The organism is Devosia sp. XK-2 (assembly GCF_037113415.1).
Classification (GTDB): Bacteria; Pseudomonadota; Alphaproteobacteria; order Rhizobiales; family Devosiaceae; genus Devosia.
On record NZ_CP146608.1, the window covers coordinates 1503583 to 1518711 of the forward strand.

The following is a 15129-nucleotide window of genomic DNA, read 5'->3' on the forward strand; positions in this document are numbered from 1 at the left end:
GAAGGTCAATGGCGGCGGCATCCGGTTCCGAGGCAGCAAATCCAGGAAATATGTCGGGTGCGGGCGCCGTTCTGGTCTTCGATGGCCTCGGCGGGGTGTCTTTGGAAAATGGCGGCGACGCGGTTTCATCTGTGCCGTCCGGTGGCTTTAAGGTGGTGGCCGGCAATGCCCGCACGCCGGACTACAAGGTCTGGCTGCGCAATGAGCTGGGCGAGTTCAATGCCGGCCTGATTACCGCGCCAAGCTCGCGGGCGCGCTGTACCATTTTCGATCATCAGGCATTGATGATGTTTCGCGTCGTGCGCCCCGGCGCGGCCCCCGAAGACATCGGCCGCCAGATCATGACCCTGTGGCTCGAAAGCGACCGGGTCGTCATTGCCTCCGAAATCAATATCGTGGATCTGCTTGGCATCGGCAGTACGGAACTGTCCCGCCACGCACCGGTTTCACCGGCCGACTTGATTGCGCGTCTGGCACTCAAGGTAACAGACCGCCTTGAACCTTTGATAGAAGTGCTTGGTGACCGGCTCGACGAGATTGAAGAGACGCTCATCACCCATCGCACCGAGCGTGCCCAGGATCGCCTGGAGAGCCTGCGGCGTAATCTGATCAATATTCGCCGCCTGGTCTGGCCGCAGCGCGATGCCCTGAGCGCCCTGGAAATGGCCGAACTGCCGTTTCTCTCGGAGCGGGACCGCCTGCGGCTGCGCGAGGCGTCGATGCGGACCGCCCGTATCGGCGACGAGCTTCAATCGCTCTCCGAGCGGGCCGTGCTCGTGCATGAAGAGATCATCGACGAACGCTCCGAGCAGATGAATCACACCATGCTGCTCCTGGCCGCGGTAACCGTCGTCTTTTCTCCGCTCACGCTCATTACAGGCCTTTTGGGCATGAATGTCGCCGGGATTCCCTTTGCCGATAGCACCGGCGCCTTCTGGCTGGTCTGTGCCGGCCTGGTTGCCATCGTTGCCGGTATCGTCTGGTGGATGCGCAGGCGCCATCTGCTTTAGCGCCTGCGCTGTGCCATCCTATACGCGTCCCTGCAGGCTGTGCAGGTCGGCATAGACGCCGCCCTTGGCCATCAGCACGTCATGCGTGCCTTCTTCGACGATGCCGTCACGCGTCAGCACCAGAATGCGGTCGGCGTGGCGCACGGTTGAGAGGCGGTGGGCAATGACCAATGTCGTGCGGCCCTTCACCAGCGATATCAATGATTGCTGGATGGCCCTTTCGCTCTCATTGTCGAGCGCGCTGGTCGCTTCGTCGAAGATCAGCACCGGCGGGTTCTTGAGAAACGCCCTGGCTATGGTCAATCGCTGCTTCTGCCCGCCCGAAAGCTTCACCCCGCGCTGCCCGATATCGGTGTGATAGCCTTGGGGCAGGGACAGAATGAAGTCATGCGCATTGGCCGCCTTGGCGGCCGCCACGATATCGTCCATCGACGCCTCCGCCCGGCCATAGCGGAGGTTTTCAGCCACCGTGCCGCTGAACAGATAGACGTCCTGTTGCACAACCCCGATGGCGCGTCGCAGTGACGACAGCGTCAGGTCGCGCACATCGCGGCCATCCAGCGTTACGGTGCCTGAATCCACGTCGTAGAAGCGCGGCACCAGGCTGCACAGCGTGCTTTTGCCCACGCCGGACGGTCCAACCAGGGCAACGAACTCGCCCGGACGGACCGAGAAGGAAACGCCATCCAACACGCGCGGCCCATCCGCCTCATAGCGAAAGCCGACATTGTGGAACCCTATCGCGCCTGCAATGGTCGTCACATTCTCGGCCGACGGCCTGTCGGCAATATCGGGATGCTCCTCGAGCAGCTCCATGGCCCGGACAAAGCCCGTATAGCCCTCTTGCCAGAGGCGGATGAAATTGTCGAAACGCTTGAGCGGATCGAGCAATACACCGACGCAGAGCAACAGCGTCAGCAGTCCCGCCGCGTCCATCTCACCTGCAAGCATGCGGATGGCGCCCAGCACGATGACCGCAATCGTGACCAGTTGCGCAAAGGTCTCCATGCCGCTCCAGAGCAGCGCTTCGCTGCGGTAACCATCGGAGCGCGAGCGCAGGAAACGGTCATTTTCCGCCTCGAACCGATCCAGTTCATCGGCCTCATTGGCAAAGGACTGAACCACGCGAATGCCCCCAAGGGCGTCCTCCACGCGTTCATTGACCCCCGCAATGCGCTCTTTGGATATGCGCAGGGCCACGTTCATCCGATCGTTGAAATACAATGCGTAACCAATTGCAAACGGAAGCAAACCCGCCACGGCAAGGGCGATGATCGGATCGATCCAGATGAGCACCGCCATGGCCCCGGTGAATTTGAGCAGGCTGATTGCTATATCTTCAGGCCCATGGTGGAACAGTTCGCCCAGCCATAGCGAGTCATTGGTTATGCGGCTCATCAATTGCCCGGTGCGTTGCCGGTCATAGAAGCTGAAGGACAGCTTCTGGCAATGCGCGAACAATTCGCTGCGCACCTGCGCCTCGATCCGTGCGCCCATCACGTGGCCACGATAGTCGACGAAATAGGTCGCCAGGGCCTGTACGGCGAAGACGGCAAGCAGAAAGCCACCCAGCCCCAGCAATTGCCACGAGGCGTCCGGCGTTCCGGCAAGCTCCGGCAACCGGGCGATGATGAGATTGGCCAGCACCGGCAAGGCTATGGCGGTGACCGAAACCAACACGGCCGATGCCAGCACCGCCGCCAATAGGGGCAGGTGTGGACGATAATAAGAGATGAAGCGCCGCCAACGGGCACGCCGTTTGACGGATGCAGACGAGGCCTCGGTGCGAGGCCGGAAAAGACGGGAAAGGGCGCTAGGACGTTTTGCGGTGCGCGCTGCCCCCGAAGTGGATTTGAGAGACATGAATGATGATGTCCTGTTTCAGACCAATGGTGTTCTTGCTGGACAGGATCGTTTTCATCATTCTCTCCCGGATCGGGTTGCCTTGCGACTATGTGCGCCCTCTGTGCCGGACGCAATGCGCTGGAGGCACAAAGCTGTCTCTGTGACGATTTCGCAACAATGGAATCGATTCATAGTACGGAAATCTCACATCAACGATTTGGCGATGTTTCCCGCCACAATCTAACCCTAAAGCAGGATGCATGACATGCGGGGCGGGTGCAGATAGTCCGGAATGGCGTATTCAGACGCGCTGGTCTTCCCATCCCCCGGCTTGATCGAACAGGCGCCAGAATGCGCCAGAAACGGTGGCTATGAACGCCCTATTGGCTACGACGACAGGTCCTCGGCAAGGTGCATGGCACCCCCGTCGCGCTTGCCAGGCACATCGTTGTGATGGGTTGGGCTGAATGCTGTCACAAAGCGCGTTTACGAACTGTTCAGACTTTGCTTTGCCCGGTCGCGTCATCCGGGCAATATCATCAATGAACAGATGCGGTGCGGCCCGTCGGGCGCCCGCAGCGGCGGTCCCGGTCCAACGGGGATCGTCAACTGGTTGCGCCCATGGCCCCGTGGGCGAAAGGAGTGTTATGCGCACCATTTGGGACAAGTCCCTGGCTTGCGCCGCGTTCGGAGCTTTGCTGGCCTTCGGCCTCACGGCGCCCGCACACGCCCAGACGGCCGCTGACGCCGCCCTGGATTTCGCCCGGACCCTCGACGGCACCGGTGCGTTCGTCTCGAACGATACCTACTTGTCCGCCCTTGAAAGCGACGCCGCTGCCGGCCGGCCGCTGGCGCTCTGGCAATTGGGCACCATGTATGAAAATGGCGAGGGCGTGGACAAGGACCCGGTCAAGGCCTTCGGCTACTTTGCCCAGATCGCCAATCAACACGCCGACACCGCGCCGCGCGGCCTGGAGGCCGACATTGTCGCCAGCTCCTTCGTCAAGCTCGGCGAATATTTCCGCCTTGGCGTGCCCGAAGCCGGTGTTTCGCAAAACCCGGCCGAATATCACCGCATGCTGATGCATGCCGCGACCTATTTCGGTGATGCCGAAGCCCAATATCGCATCGGTCTGCTCTACCAGCAGGAAGATGGCCTGGGCATCAGCCCCATGCTCTCGGCCCGCTGGCTGCAGTCTGCGGCCCATAAAGGCCATTGCCTGGCCCAGGCCCAGCTCGGGAACCTGTTGTTCAATGGCATGGACAGCTATCCCCCGCGGCCCGCCGAAGGCCTGATGTGGCTGCAATTTGCCCACACCACCTGCCTTGGCACGTCCGACCTTGCGGCCGCCGACGATCTGCTCAGTCGCGCCATGTCCGTGGCAACGCCGGAAACCCGCGCCGCTGCGGTCGAAATGGCCAGTTCCGGCGTCGTCGTCAGCGCCGAGTTCTAGCCCGTCGCTTCGGCGGACGCCCTGTCCGCTAAAAGCTGAAGGCGCCTTCCACGGGCACGTGATCGCTGGGCTTGTCCCAGCCGCGCACGTCCTTGTGCACCACCACGTCATCGAGCCGGTCCGCTGCCTGCGGCGACAGCATCAGGTGGTCGATACGAATGCCGGCATTGCGCCGCCAGGCGCCTGCCTGAAAATCCCAGAACGTATACGCCTCTTCAGCCGTGATCGCGCGCAGCGCATCGGTCATGCCCATATTTTTGAGGATCCGGAATTTCTCGAGGCTTTCCGGCCGGTAGAGCGCATCGCCCCACCAGGCCTGGGGATCATGCGCATCGATCGGCGCCGGGATCAGGTTGAAATCCCCCATCAGGATGAACGGCTCTTCAAGAGCCAGCCGCTCCTCCACAAAGGCGTTGAGCCGATCCATCCAATTGAGCTTATAGGGAAATTTATCCGTATCCACCGGGTTACCATTGGGCAGATAGATATTGCACACCCGCACGATCCCGCCATCGACCGAGAACACGCCCTCGATCAGCCGCGCCTGCTCATCGCTTTCGTCGCCCGGCAAACCACGATGCACCTCGTCGAACGGACGCTTGGAGAGCAGCGCCACCCCGTTCCAGCTCTTCTGGCCATGCGTTTCCACATTATAGCCGAGCGCCTCGATCTCGGCGCGCGGGAAGCCTTCATCGATTGTCTTGATTTCCTGCAGGCCCACAATGTCGGGCTTTTCTTCCTCGAGCCAGCGCAGCACCAGCTCCAGTCGGGCCTTGATGCCATTGATGTTCCAGGTGGCAATGCGCAGCGTCATCGCGTCCTCCTTAGAGCGCTTCCAGGAAAAGTTGATAGACTTTCCGGTTCGGAAGCGCGGCGAAACAAAGACTTAGAGCGCTTCCAGGAAAAGTTGCAGACTTTTGCGGTTCGGAAGCGCGACAAAACAAAGACTAGAGCCCGATTTTGTGTCCACTAAAATCGGAATTGCTCAAGGCAAATTCGGCGTAAACGGCCTTCCGCAAGGCGCGCGGGAAAGCGAGCTCCCCACCATAGAACGCGGTATTGCTCAGCGAAACCATGCAAATCCGGTTCACCGGGTCCATCGACCAGATATGCCCGTAAATTCCACCCCAATTATTCGTCCCGGCCGGCCAGTAGAGGTCGGCCCGCTGCGGATCGACCGTATAGCTCCCGAGGAAACTGAAGGCTTGGCCCGGCTCGCGCTCATAACCCATCTGGTCTCGCATGGCCTTTTTCGCCGTCTCTGGCTTCAGAATAGGGCCGCCGCCGCCGAGAATGGCGTTGAGGAACCGCATGAAGTCGGGTGCGGTTGTTGCCATGCCCCCGCCGCCACATTCGAACGCCTTCTCATTGAAAATCCGCTCAGGCGAAAATGTCGTGACCCCGCCCCATGGATTTTTGACCGAATGCGGCTCGCCCATGCGAACAGGCATGTCCTCGCCATCGCCATAGGGCACGGCCAGTCGCCTGCGGTCCCGAACGACGAAATCGGTATCCTTCATCGCCAGCGGTCCGGTCACATAATGCGCCACCGCCTCGCGCAGCCGTCCGCCATGCACCTTGGCCACAATGCCGCCGATCACATCGATGGCCATGGAATAGAACCAGGACGTGCCCGGTGCGTATGACAGCTCCTGCGCCGCCAGCAGCGGCAGCAATTCGTCCAGGTGAATATCGGCATTCACCAGCCCGCCCGTCACCCGAGGGTCCTTGGCGGTATAGTCGTAGAGCAGCCCCGCCGTATGCGTCAGCAAATGCTTGAGCGTGATCACCGGCTCGCTGCCATCGGCCAGTTTGGGCCTGAAATAGGGTAGGTAGCGCGTCACCGGATCGTCGGTCTGCACCAGCCCCGCATCCTCCATCGCCAGCAGTGTTGAGGCCACCAGCGGCTTGGTCAGCGACGCGGCGCGGAAAATCGTGTCCTCGGTCATGGGCGTTCCGGCCTCGCGGTCCGAAAGCCCCGCGGCGCGGCGATAGATCACCTCGCCATCCTTGGCCGCCATCACCACGGCCCCAACCAGCTTGCCGCTCGCCACCGCCTCATCAAGTACGTGGTTGACTGTCCCGGTCACGGCGTTTCCCCCCAAGAACACTAAAATCAGTCGACATAATCGGCATAAACGGCTCGGATCAGATCCTTGGGATACTGCCCGGTGCATCCCTCCAGCGCCGTATTTGTCATCGACACCACGGTCAGTCCGTTGACCGGGTCGATCAGCCAGGAATGACCATAGACGCCGCCCCAATTGACCGTTCCGGCGGCCGAGGGCGAGCCTGCGGCCACTGGATCGTCAACCACCGCGCCCAGATAACCAAAGCGCTGCCCCGCATCATCTCGCTTGAGATTTCCAATCTGGTTGGAAAAAGCGCGCGCCACCGTTTCGGGCCGGACCGCTCCGCCGCCGCCATTCCGCATGGCTTCCAGGAAGCGCAGGATATCGCCCGGCGTCCCGGCCATGCCCGCGCCGCCAGACTGGAAGGCCTTTGGATTGAAAATGCGGGAAGGTGAGAACGTCGGGCCCTCGCCGCTTTCATCGGCCACCATTTGTGGGTCGCCCATCGGCATGGCCGGCATGCCATCGGCATAGGGTTTGGCCAGCCGGGCTTTGTCGGCTACGAAAAAGCCGGTCTCGTTCAGGCCGAGCGGCCCGGCAATGTGCTCGCGCACCGCGTCGCCCACGCTGCCGCCATGCACTTTCTCCAGCACCGCGCCCAGAACGTCGATCGCGACCGAATAGAGCCAGCCCGTTCCCGGCACGAACTCCAGCGGCAGCTTGGCCACGCGCGAAAAATTCTCCTCAAGGCTCATATCCGACGCGCCAAGCCCGGTGGTGATCATCGGGTCCTGCGGATAGCTGTAAGCCAGGCCCGCCGTGTGGGTCAGCAAATGGTGGATTGTGATTTCCGCCTGGGAGCCGTCGGGCGATGTCGGCGTGAACCAGGGCAGGTGGTCCGCCACGCGGTCATCAAGGCCGATCAGGCCCTTGTCGGACATGGCAAGGGCTGTCGCCGCCACCACGGGCTTGGTCACCGATGCGAGCCGATAAATAGCGTTCTCGATCATCGACACGCCCGCCTCGCGGTCGAGCCAGCCCGCCGTCCGGCGACACACGATGTCGCCATGGTGGGCCACGACCAGTTCTGCGCCGACAATCGACTGCTTCTCGACGGCCGCGTCCATCACGGCTTCGATACGGCTCTTCATGCTGATTCCTCCAAGGGCGCCAGGACCCTAGCGTCGCGCGGAGGGGAGATAAAGCTAAACCGCGAAACTGGTTCCGCAGCCGCAGGACGCCACGGCATTGGGGTTTTTGATCTGGAACGACTGGCCGATCAGGTCATCGACAAAGTCGATTTCCGAGCCGCCCATGAATTCAAGGCTCAGCGAATCGATCAGCACTGTGGCGTCGCCTTTTTGCAGCACCAGATCGTCGGCATTGGGGCTTTCCTGCACCAGATTGTATTCGTACTGGAAACCCGAACAGCCACCGCCCGCCACTGAAATCCGCAGCACCGTGCCGGGCGCCTCCTTGGAAAGGATGCGCGAGACACGCTTGGCGGCGCGGTCCGAAAGGGTTACGGCAGGGGCATCGGCAAGTGCGGCGTCGGTCATGGGAAATCCCGGGTCAGTCGTAATGTCATAACGCTCAACCTAAGATAGGCGTTCAGCGCGTCATTGCAAAGGCCTGGAAGAGACCAGATGAGAGACACCGCCTCCTACGCCAGCAAGTCCTCCCAATCGCTCGGGCGGCTTTATGGCACTGGCGCCAGCCCGACGCGCTCCGAATTCCAGCGCGACCGCGACCGCATCATCCATTCCACCGCGTTTCGGCGCCTGCAGCACAAGACCCAGGTTTTTCTGGCGCATGAAGGTCGGCATTTCCGCAACCGCCTGACCCACACATTGGAGGTCAGCCAGATCGCCCGCTCCATCGCCCGGGCCCTGCGGCTGGACGAAGATTTGGCCGAGGCCATCGCCCTCAGCCACGATCTGGGACATACCCCCTTCGGTCACGCCGGCGAGCGCGCTTTGGACCGAGCCATGGAGCCCTATGGCGGCTTCGATCATAATATACAGGCGCTCCGCGTCGTCACCCGCCTCGAAAACCGCTATGCTGAGCACGACGGGCTCAACCTGACCTGGGAAACGCTCGAGGGCATCCTCAAGCATAATGGACCCTTGCCGCATCTGGTCGATCTGGCCGAAATTCCCGCACCCGCCGATCTGCGGGTCGACACCTATGCGAGCCTTGAAGCTCAGGTCGCCGCCATTGCCGACGACATTGCCTACAATGCCCACGACATCGACGACGCCTTGCGGGCCAATCTGGTCACCCTGCAGGATTTCGCCGGCGTGCCCATGGCCGGCCCCATCGTCGAGGAAGTTCTGGCGCGCTACCCCGATATTGCCCCCAAGCGCCAGACCCACGAGGTCCAGCGCCGCATGATCACCCGCGCCGTCGAAAATGTCATCGCCACCAGCGCCGGCAATATAGCCACGGCGGCCATCTCCTCGCCCGAGGATGCGCGGCAGATCGGGCGGACCCTGGTTTCCTTCTCGCCGGAAATGGCGGCGAATGAAAAGGGGCTCAAATCCTTTCTCTTTTCCCGGGTCTATCGCCATGAAGATGTCATGGTGCCGGTGCGCGAAAGCGAAGCGGTGGTGGACCGGCTCTTCGCGGCCTATATGGCCGATGCCGATATGCCAGGGCGCTGGGGTGAGGCGGGCAGGGCGGTCTCGGGGGCGGCGCGCGCCCGCATCGTCGCCGACTTCATCGCCGGCATGACCGACCCCTATGCCCTGGACGAGCACCAGCGCTTGTTTGACGCTCGACCCGATTTCCGTTAACGCCAACCGCCGTGTGACAAGGGCTGACAGCGCCCAAACTCACTGCTCCGCCCTCGGGCTTGACCCGAGGGCCACTATCAACACAGTACGCGTTGCCGCAGGTCCCCGGGTTAAGCCAGAGGACGACACGGTGGAGGAGAGGCGATTTGCCTGGAACCGACACCGCATATGAAGTGAGTTAGGCTCGACATGGACATTTTCGCCCTCTTCACCACCCGGGTCATCGAGGCCCTGCGTGCCGACTATCCTGAGCTCGACGCCGAGCTGCTTGCACGCGTGGTGGTGGAGCCCCCGCGCGATCCTGCCCATGGAGACCTCAGCACCAATGCCGCCATGGTTGTGGCCAAGCCCTTGGGCAAGAATCCGCGCGAGGTAGCGTCCGGTCTGGTGGAACGCTTCAAATCGGCACCCGATGTAACCTCGGTCGAAGTGGCCGGTCCCGGCTTCATCAACTTCCGGCTCGCCGATAGCATCTGGCATCAGGTTCTGAAAGCCGTGGGCGCTCAGGGCGAGAACTTCGGTCGGTCCAATCTGGGCAAGGGCGAACGGGTCAATGTCGAATATGTCTCCGCCAACCCCACCGGCCCCATGCATGTCGGCCACACCCGCGGCGCCGTCTTTGGCGACGCGCTGGCCTCGCTCATGGCCTGGTCCGGTTATGACGTGACGCGCGAATATTACATCAACGATACCGGCGGTCAGACCATAATTCTCGGCGAGTCGGCTCTCCTGCGTTATCGCGAGGCCTTGGGCGAAACCATCGAGATTCCGTCCGGCTTCTATCCCGGCGACTATCTCATCCCTGTGGGTAAGGCGCTGGCGGCCGAATATGGCGCCTCGCTGCTCGATAAGCCCGTGCAGGAAGCGGTGCTGATCGCCCGCGAGGCGGCCCTTGCCGCCATGATGGAACTGGTCAAGGCCGACCTCGCCCAGCTCAATATCCATCACGACGTCTTCTTCTCCGAACGCACCCTGCATGGGCAGGGTGGTGACATCCAGTTGACGCTCGATTGGCTGCGCGAGGAAGGCATGGTCTATGAAGGCCGGCTCGATCCGCCCAAGGGCAAGACGCCAGAAGATTGGGAAGATCGCGAGCAGACCCTGTTCCGCGCCACCGACTATGGCGACGACACTGATCGCGCCCTGATCAAGTCGGATGGCTCCTACACCTATTTCGCAGCCGACATTGCCTATCACCGCAACAAATATCTGCGTGGCTTCAAGCACATGGTCAATGTGCTCGGCGCCGACCATTCCGGCTATGTCAAGCGCCTGCAGGCGGCCGTGAAGGCCGTCTCGAATGGTGAAGCCGATATCGACGTGCGCATTTGCCAGCTTGTGCGGCTGCTCAAGAACGGCGAGCCGTTCAAGATGTCCAAGCGCTCCGGCGACCTGGTCCTGCTCTCCGACGTGGTCGAGGAAGTGGGGCCGGACGCGACGCGCTTCATGCTTTTGTTCCGGCGGAACGATGCCGCCATGGATTTCGACTTTGCCCTGGTCAAGGAGCAAACGCGCGATAATCCCGTATTCTACGTGCAATATGCCCATGCCCGCGCCTGTTCCATTTTCCGTACCGCCAGGCGCGACATGCCCGATCTCGATGTCTCGGCCGCCGCCCTGGCCGGGGCCGAGTTGGAACTGCTCGGCAGCGCCGCCGATATCGAACTCATTCGCCTGCTCGGGGCCTGGCCGCGCACGGTGGCCGCGGCGACAATCGCGCACGAGCCGCATCGTATCGCATTCTATGTGCATGAGCTCTCAGCGGCCTTGCATGGCTTCTGGGCAAAGGGCAAGGATGAGCCGCAGTTACGATTTGTTAACCCTTCGGACCCGAAGTTGACCCTAGCTCGACTCGCACTCGTCGACGCCGTTCGCCAGGTAATTCGCAACGGCCTTGGGATTTTGGGGGTCTCCGCGCCTGAGGAGCTTTCATAATTCGGGCGCATTGGTGTGAAAATACGCGGCAAAATCCTTGACAGGACAATCCGCACTCTAGGGGCGCTGCGAGATGACGTCAGCGAAACCGCATTCGATGGCCGCACAGACTGAAGCACCGGACGATCTTATTGCTGAACTGGCACGCCTGATGGCCGACGAGGCCCGCAGCGACAAGCCGGATAGCAAGGTGCAGACCACGCCAGTCCGTATTCCGGGCGATGCCGAACCTAACCCGGCGCCGCGTTTTGATGGGGCAGCCCGCAGCGAGCGGCCGGCAGAGCCCGCGCCCGTCCGCATCCCGGGCGACGCGCCTGCCTCCGCGCCTAAGGAACCCGAGCCGTTTTCCTTTGATTTCGGCCTGACCGGCGCTTCCGAGCCGTCCGAGGCCCAGCCTGCCAGCGCCCCGGCGCCCATGATGGACAAGGCACAGGACGAGCCCGAAACCCAACAGTCGGTATCGCTCGACCACGACAGCCTCGCCGATCTGATTGCCGCCGAATTGGCCTCCGACTTGCCCGGTCCCGCCAGTGTCGAGCAGCCGGAAACAGCCGAACCGGCAGCTGTTGAGAACCCGACCGACCAGGACAATTTCGGCACCCCGCCGATCTTCGGTCTCGGCGGAGGCGCGCCAGCGCCCGTCCAGAGCCAATCCGCCGCCCCCCGCGAGACGCCCGCACCGGCGCCCGCCGCGTCCAATGCCGAGCCCTTAGATCCTCTGGATGAGATCGAGCGCCTCGTCGGGCCCGCGGTTCGCGCGAACATCGCCGATAGCGCGCCCGCCAGTCCGGCCCTGCGCAGTCTGGCGACCCCGACAATCGCGACCCAAACGCCCGCCCGGGCTCCTACGGACAAGCCGATCCAAGCCGAAATTCCGGCTCCGGCGCCCGTGAGCCCCGCGGCCAAGGGCGAGATGAATTCAGTGGACGAGGCCATTCTGGCCGCTGCTGCTGCCACCGGCGCTCATGTCGAATGGGTCAATGGCAATGGCGAAGCCGGCGCCGACGCCATCGAAACCGATACCGAAGCCCTGGCCCGCCCACCGCGTGCCGCGCTCCGCCTCAACCGGGCTGTTGTCGGGCCATTGGTGGCCGTCGGGCTGCTGGCCGTCGCCGGTGCGGGCCTCTACTGGGTGCTGGGGCAGGGCGGTACCACCACCGGGCCGGCGCCGCTTCTGGTGGCCGATACCACACCGACCAAGGAAGTGCCCGAGGCCGATAACTCCGCCGAAACCGCCCAGTCGGTGGTCTTCAATGAGATTTCCGGTGCGGAAACCGGCGGCGAGGAACAATTGGTCTCGCGCGATCAGGCCGATACTGAGGCCGTTGTGGCCGCCAATACCGCGCCCACGAGCTCGGGCGTCCTGGCCACCAGCGGCGGCGACAATGTCGACCCCAATCAGGATGGCCTGGTGAACCGCAAGGTGCGCACTGTGACCGTGCTGCCCGACGGCACCATTGTCAGCGGCGACGACAGCCTGGCCGGTTCGGCTATTCTGCCGGTCGACCGGCCCAATGTGCCCGATGTGCCGGGTGCCGATTTCTCCACGCCAGAGCTGGTTGCCAGCGCCCGCGCAGAGACCGCGACGCCTGCGGCAGTCCCCGAGCCGGCGGCCACCCCGACACCGGCTGCATCGATCGTTGAGCCAGGCGCCGACGTGCCCGTTGTCGATGCCACTGGCGCCGCCTTGCCCGGTCGCACGGTCAGGGTGCCTATGGATCGGCCCGACAATTTCGCCGCGCTCGCCTCTGCAGCCATCGCCGCTGCAAATGCTGTGTCGACCCCGGCCACCCCGGCCACGGCAACGGCCCAGCCGCAGGCTGCCGCCCCGCAACAGGCCGCCGCCACATCCAGCGGCGGGGCCTCGAGCTATGTGCAATTGGCCTCCCAGCGCAGCGAAGAGGCCGCCCGCCAGTCTGCGCAGGCCATCGCCACCCGCTATGGCGTGCTTTTCGGTGGTGCCAATCTGGAGATCCAGCGCGTCGACTTGGGCGAACGCGGCATCTATTACCGGGTGCTGGTGCCGGCCGCGTCGCGCGAAAGCGCGGCCAATATCTGCACCAATGTGAAAGCGGCCGGCGGCGACTGCCTCTTGCTCTAGCTGCAGGCGGGATGGCCCTTGCTTGACGCCTCCGTCACCAGCGGACAAGGATGGCGAAAGACGGCCACCTGACGGACACCCATGACTGAGGCAGAAGCCAATTGGTTCGATTCCCCGGCGGCGCCTGCCGCCGAGGACGTTTTGCATGTCGATGTCGGCGGCTATGAAGGCCCGCTGGATCTGCTGCTCGATCTTGCGCGCCGTCAAAAGGTCGATCTGTCCCGCATTTCCGTTCTGGCCCTGGCCGAACAATATCTGCTCTTCATCGACAAGGTCCGCGAACGCCGCATCGAGGTTGCTGCCGACTATCTGGTCATGGCGGCCTGGCTGGCCTATCTCAAAAGCCGGCTGATGGTGCCGCAGGCGCCCGGCGACGAAGAGCCGAGCGGCGAGATGCTCGCCGCCATGCTGCAATTCCGCCTCAAGCGCCTGGAAGCCATGCGAACCGCCGCTGGCCGCCTGATGAGCCGTCCACGGCTGAACGATCAGATTTTTGCGCGCGGCGCTCCCGAGCCCATCGAGATCGCCCGGCGCTCCATTTGGGAAGCCAGCCTCTACGATCTGCTTAAGGCCTATTCCAGCCAGCGCGAACGCGGCATTGTCACCGACTATGCCCCGCGCCTGAGAACCGTCTGGTCCTTGCAGGATGCGCGCGACATCCTGCAGCGCCTCATCGGCGATAGCCAGGAATGGGTGTCGCTTGATGCCTATCTCGTCGACTATCTCGCAACGCCCAGCGAACGCGCCACCGTGCGCGCTTCCACCTTTGCCTCCAGTCTGGAATTGGTGCGCCAGGGCCAGATCGACATTCGGCAGACTGAAACATTCGGGCCCTTGTTCATGCGCCGCCGGAGTGATGCCAAGTGAACCACATGGACCCGACAGAGCAGTCTGGCGAGGTACTGCGCCGCCATTTGCGCATCCTTGAGGCCTTGCTCTTCGCCTCGGACCGGCCTTTGCGTCCCGACGAAATGGCCTCCTATCTGGGCGAAGGTGTCGACATAGCCGGCCTGCTGAACCGTTTGCAGGCGCTTTATGCCGACCGCGGCGTTAATCTGGTGCGCCGGGGCGAGGGCTGGGCCTTCCGCACCGCCGAGGATTTGGGCTTTCTCCTGCGGCGCGAAGAGCAGGAAACCCGTCCGCTATCCCGGGCAGCGCTCGAAACCCTGTCCATCATTGCCTATCACCAGCCGGCCACCCGCGCCGAGATCGAAGAAGTGCGTGGCGTCGCCACCGGCAAGGGCACGCTGGACCTGCTTATGGAGGCAGGCTGGGTGCGCATGCGGGGGCGCCGCCGCACGCCGGGCCGTCCTGTCACCTATGGCACCACCGACGCTTTCCTCGATCATTTCGGCCTCGAAAGCCTGTCCGATCTGCCGGGTCTGGATGAGCTCAAAGGGGCAGGGCTGCTTTCAGGCCGCTTGCCCGCCGATATGCAAATTCCCTTGCCGCTCGACAATGCCCTCAGGGACGACGAAGACCCCCTCGATCCGTTCGATCTGGGCGATCCGGAGCCCGAAGACGAGGAAACTTGATCGCAAATTGCCATTTGCAGGGTGCGAAAAGGAACACGTTCTTGTGTTCAGGTGCATTTGAACCTATTTCTCGGTCTATCTATCGCGTGTAACGCGTATCTGGAGTTCTAGGGAGACCATTATGCACGCGCCGTCTATTTGGGGCATTCTCGTTGTTGCCGTTGTCGTTATCCTGCTGTTCGGCCGTGGGAAAATTTCCGGCATGATGGGTGAAGTCGCCCAGGGTATCAAAGCCTTCCAGAAGGGCATGAAGGACGACGACAAGCCGGCTGAACGCCTGCAGGCCGATACGGCCAGCACTGTCGATGCCAAGGAAGTGGACAAGAGCAAGGACGCCTGAGCGCCCGCATAGCTTGTTCCCACCCAATGCGTGCGGTTCGTC

Annotated in this window: 13 protein-coding genes; 8 read left to right on the forward strand and 5 right to left on the reverse strand. The window is 62.8% G+C overall.

The features are described from left to right. Nucleotides 1–8 precede the first annotated feature (8 nt). Nucleotides 9–1010 carry a CorA family divalent cation transporter gene (locus V8Z65_RS07245; protein WP_338723479.1) on the forward strand — a complete coding sequence of 334 codons (1002 nt, stop codon included), beginning with the start codon at nt 9–11 and terminating at the stop codon, nt 1008–1010. A gap of 18 nt (nt 1011–1028) precedes the next feature. On the opposite strand, the gene V8Z65_RS07250 is transcribed toward V8Z65_RS07245, so the two are convergent. Continuing rightward, nucleotides 1029–2873, reverse strand: a complete 1845-nt coding sequence (locus V8Z65_RS07250) for an ABC transporter ATP-binding protein (protein ID WP_338723480.1) — start codon at nt 2871–2873, stop codon at nt 1029–1031. 629 nt (nt 2874–3502) lie between these two features. Between V8Z65_RS07250 and V8Z65_RS07255 the strand changes: the two genes are divergently transcribed. Next, entirely contained in the window at nt 3503–4309 is an 807-nt protein-coding gene (locus tag V8Z65_RS07255; RefSeq protein WP_338723481.1) for a tetratricopeptide repeat protein, read from the forward strand. A 28-nt stretch (nt 4310–4337) separates the two neighbouring features. Here V8Z65_RS07255 and xth read toward each other — a convergent pair whose 3' ends face one another. The 4 genes from xth to V8Z65_RS07275 all read right to left on the reverse strand — a co-directional run bounded on the left by xth (nt 4338) and on the right by V8Z65_RS07275 (nt 7940). Further along, a complete protein-coding gene (xth, locus tag V8Z65_RS07260; RefSeq protein WP_338723975.1) occupies nt 4338–5117 on the reverse strand; it encodes an exodeoxyribonuclease III in 780 nt (259 codons plus the stop codon). Nucleotides 5118–5256: 139 nt separating this feature from the next. After that, on the reverse strand, nt 5257–6399 hold the full coding sequence (locus V8Z65_RS07265; protein WP_338723483.1) for a serine hydrolase domain-containing protein: 1143 nt from the start codon (nt 6397–6399) through the stop codon (nt 5257–5259). Between the two features lie 26 nt (nt 6400–6425). Then, on the reverse strand, nt 6426–7532 hold the full coding sequence (locus V8Z65_RS07270; RefSeq protein ID WP_338723484.1) for a serine hydrolase domain-containing protein: 1107 nt from the start codon (nt 7530–7532) through the stop codon (nt 6426–6428). 54 nt (nt 7533–7586) lie between these two features. Then, nucleotides 7587–7940, reverse strand: a complete 354-nt coding sequence (locus V8Z65_RS07275) for an iron-sulfur cluster assembly accessory protein (RefSeq protein WP_338723486.1) — start codon at nt 7938–7940, stop codon at nt 7587–7589. Nucleotides 7941–8027: 87 nt separating this feature from the next. Between V8Z65_RS07275 and V8Z65_RS07280 the strand changes: the two genes are divergently transcribed. The 6 genes from V8Z65_RS07280 (at nt 8028) to V8Z65_RS07305 (ending at nt 15087) form a co-directional block, all read left to right on the forward strand. After that, a complete protein-coding gene (locus tag V8Z65_RS07280; RefSeq protein WP_338723488.1) occupies nt 8028–9176 on the forward strand; it encodes a deoxyguanosinetriphosphate triphosphohydrolase in 1149 nt (382 codons plus the stop codon). A 189-nt stretch (nt 9177–9365) separates the two neighbouring features. Beyond that, the gene (gene argS, locus V8Z65_RS07285) at nt 9366–11111 is read left to right on the forward strand and encodes an arginine--tRNA ligase (RefSeq protein ID WP_338723489.1); all 1746 of its coding nucleotides are present in this window, start codon (nt 9366–9368) and stop codon (nt 11109–11111) included. Between the two features lie 97 nt (nt 11112–11208). Then, complete coding sequence (locus V8Z65_RS07290; RefSeq protein ID WP_338723490.1) at nt 11209–13212, forward strand: SPOR domain-containing protein; 2004 nt, start codon at nt 11209–11211, stop codon at nt 13210–13212. Nucleotides 13213–13293: 81 nt separating this feature from the next. Further along, a complete protein-coding gene (locus V8Z65_RS07295; RefSeq protein WP_338723492.1) occupies nt 13294–14079 on the forward strand; it encodes a ScpA family protein in 786 nt (261 codons plus the stop codon). Between the two features lie 5 nt (nt 14080–14084). Then, nucleotides 14085–14747 (forward strand): SMC-Scp complex subunit ScpB, encoded by a 663-nt coding sequence (gene scpB / locus V8Z65_RS07300; RefSeq protein ID WP_338723976.1) that lies wholly within the window; start codon nt 14085–14087, stop codon nt 14745–14747. Between the two features lie 121 nt (nt 14748–14868). Beyond that, nucleotides 14869–15087 (forward strand): twin-arginine translocase TatA/TatE family subunit, encoded by a 219-nt coding sequence (locus V8Z65_RS07305; RefSeq protein WP_338723493.1) that lies wholly within the window; start codon nt 14869–14871, stop codon nt 15085–15087. Nucleotides 15088–15129: the final 42 nt, after the last annotated feature.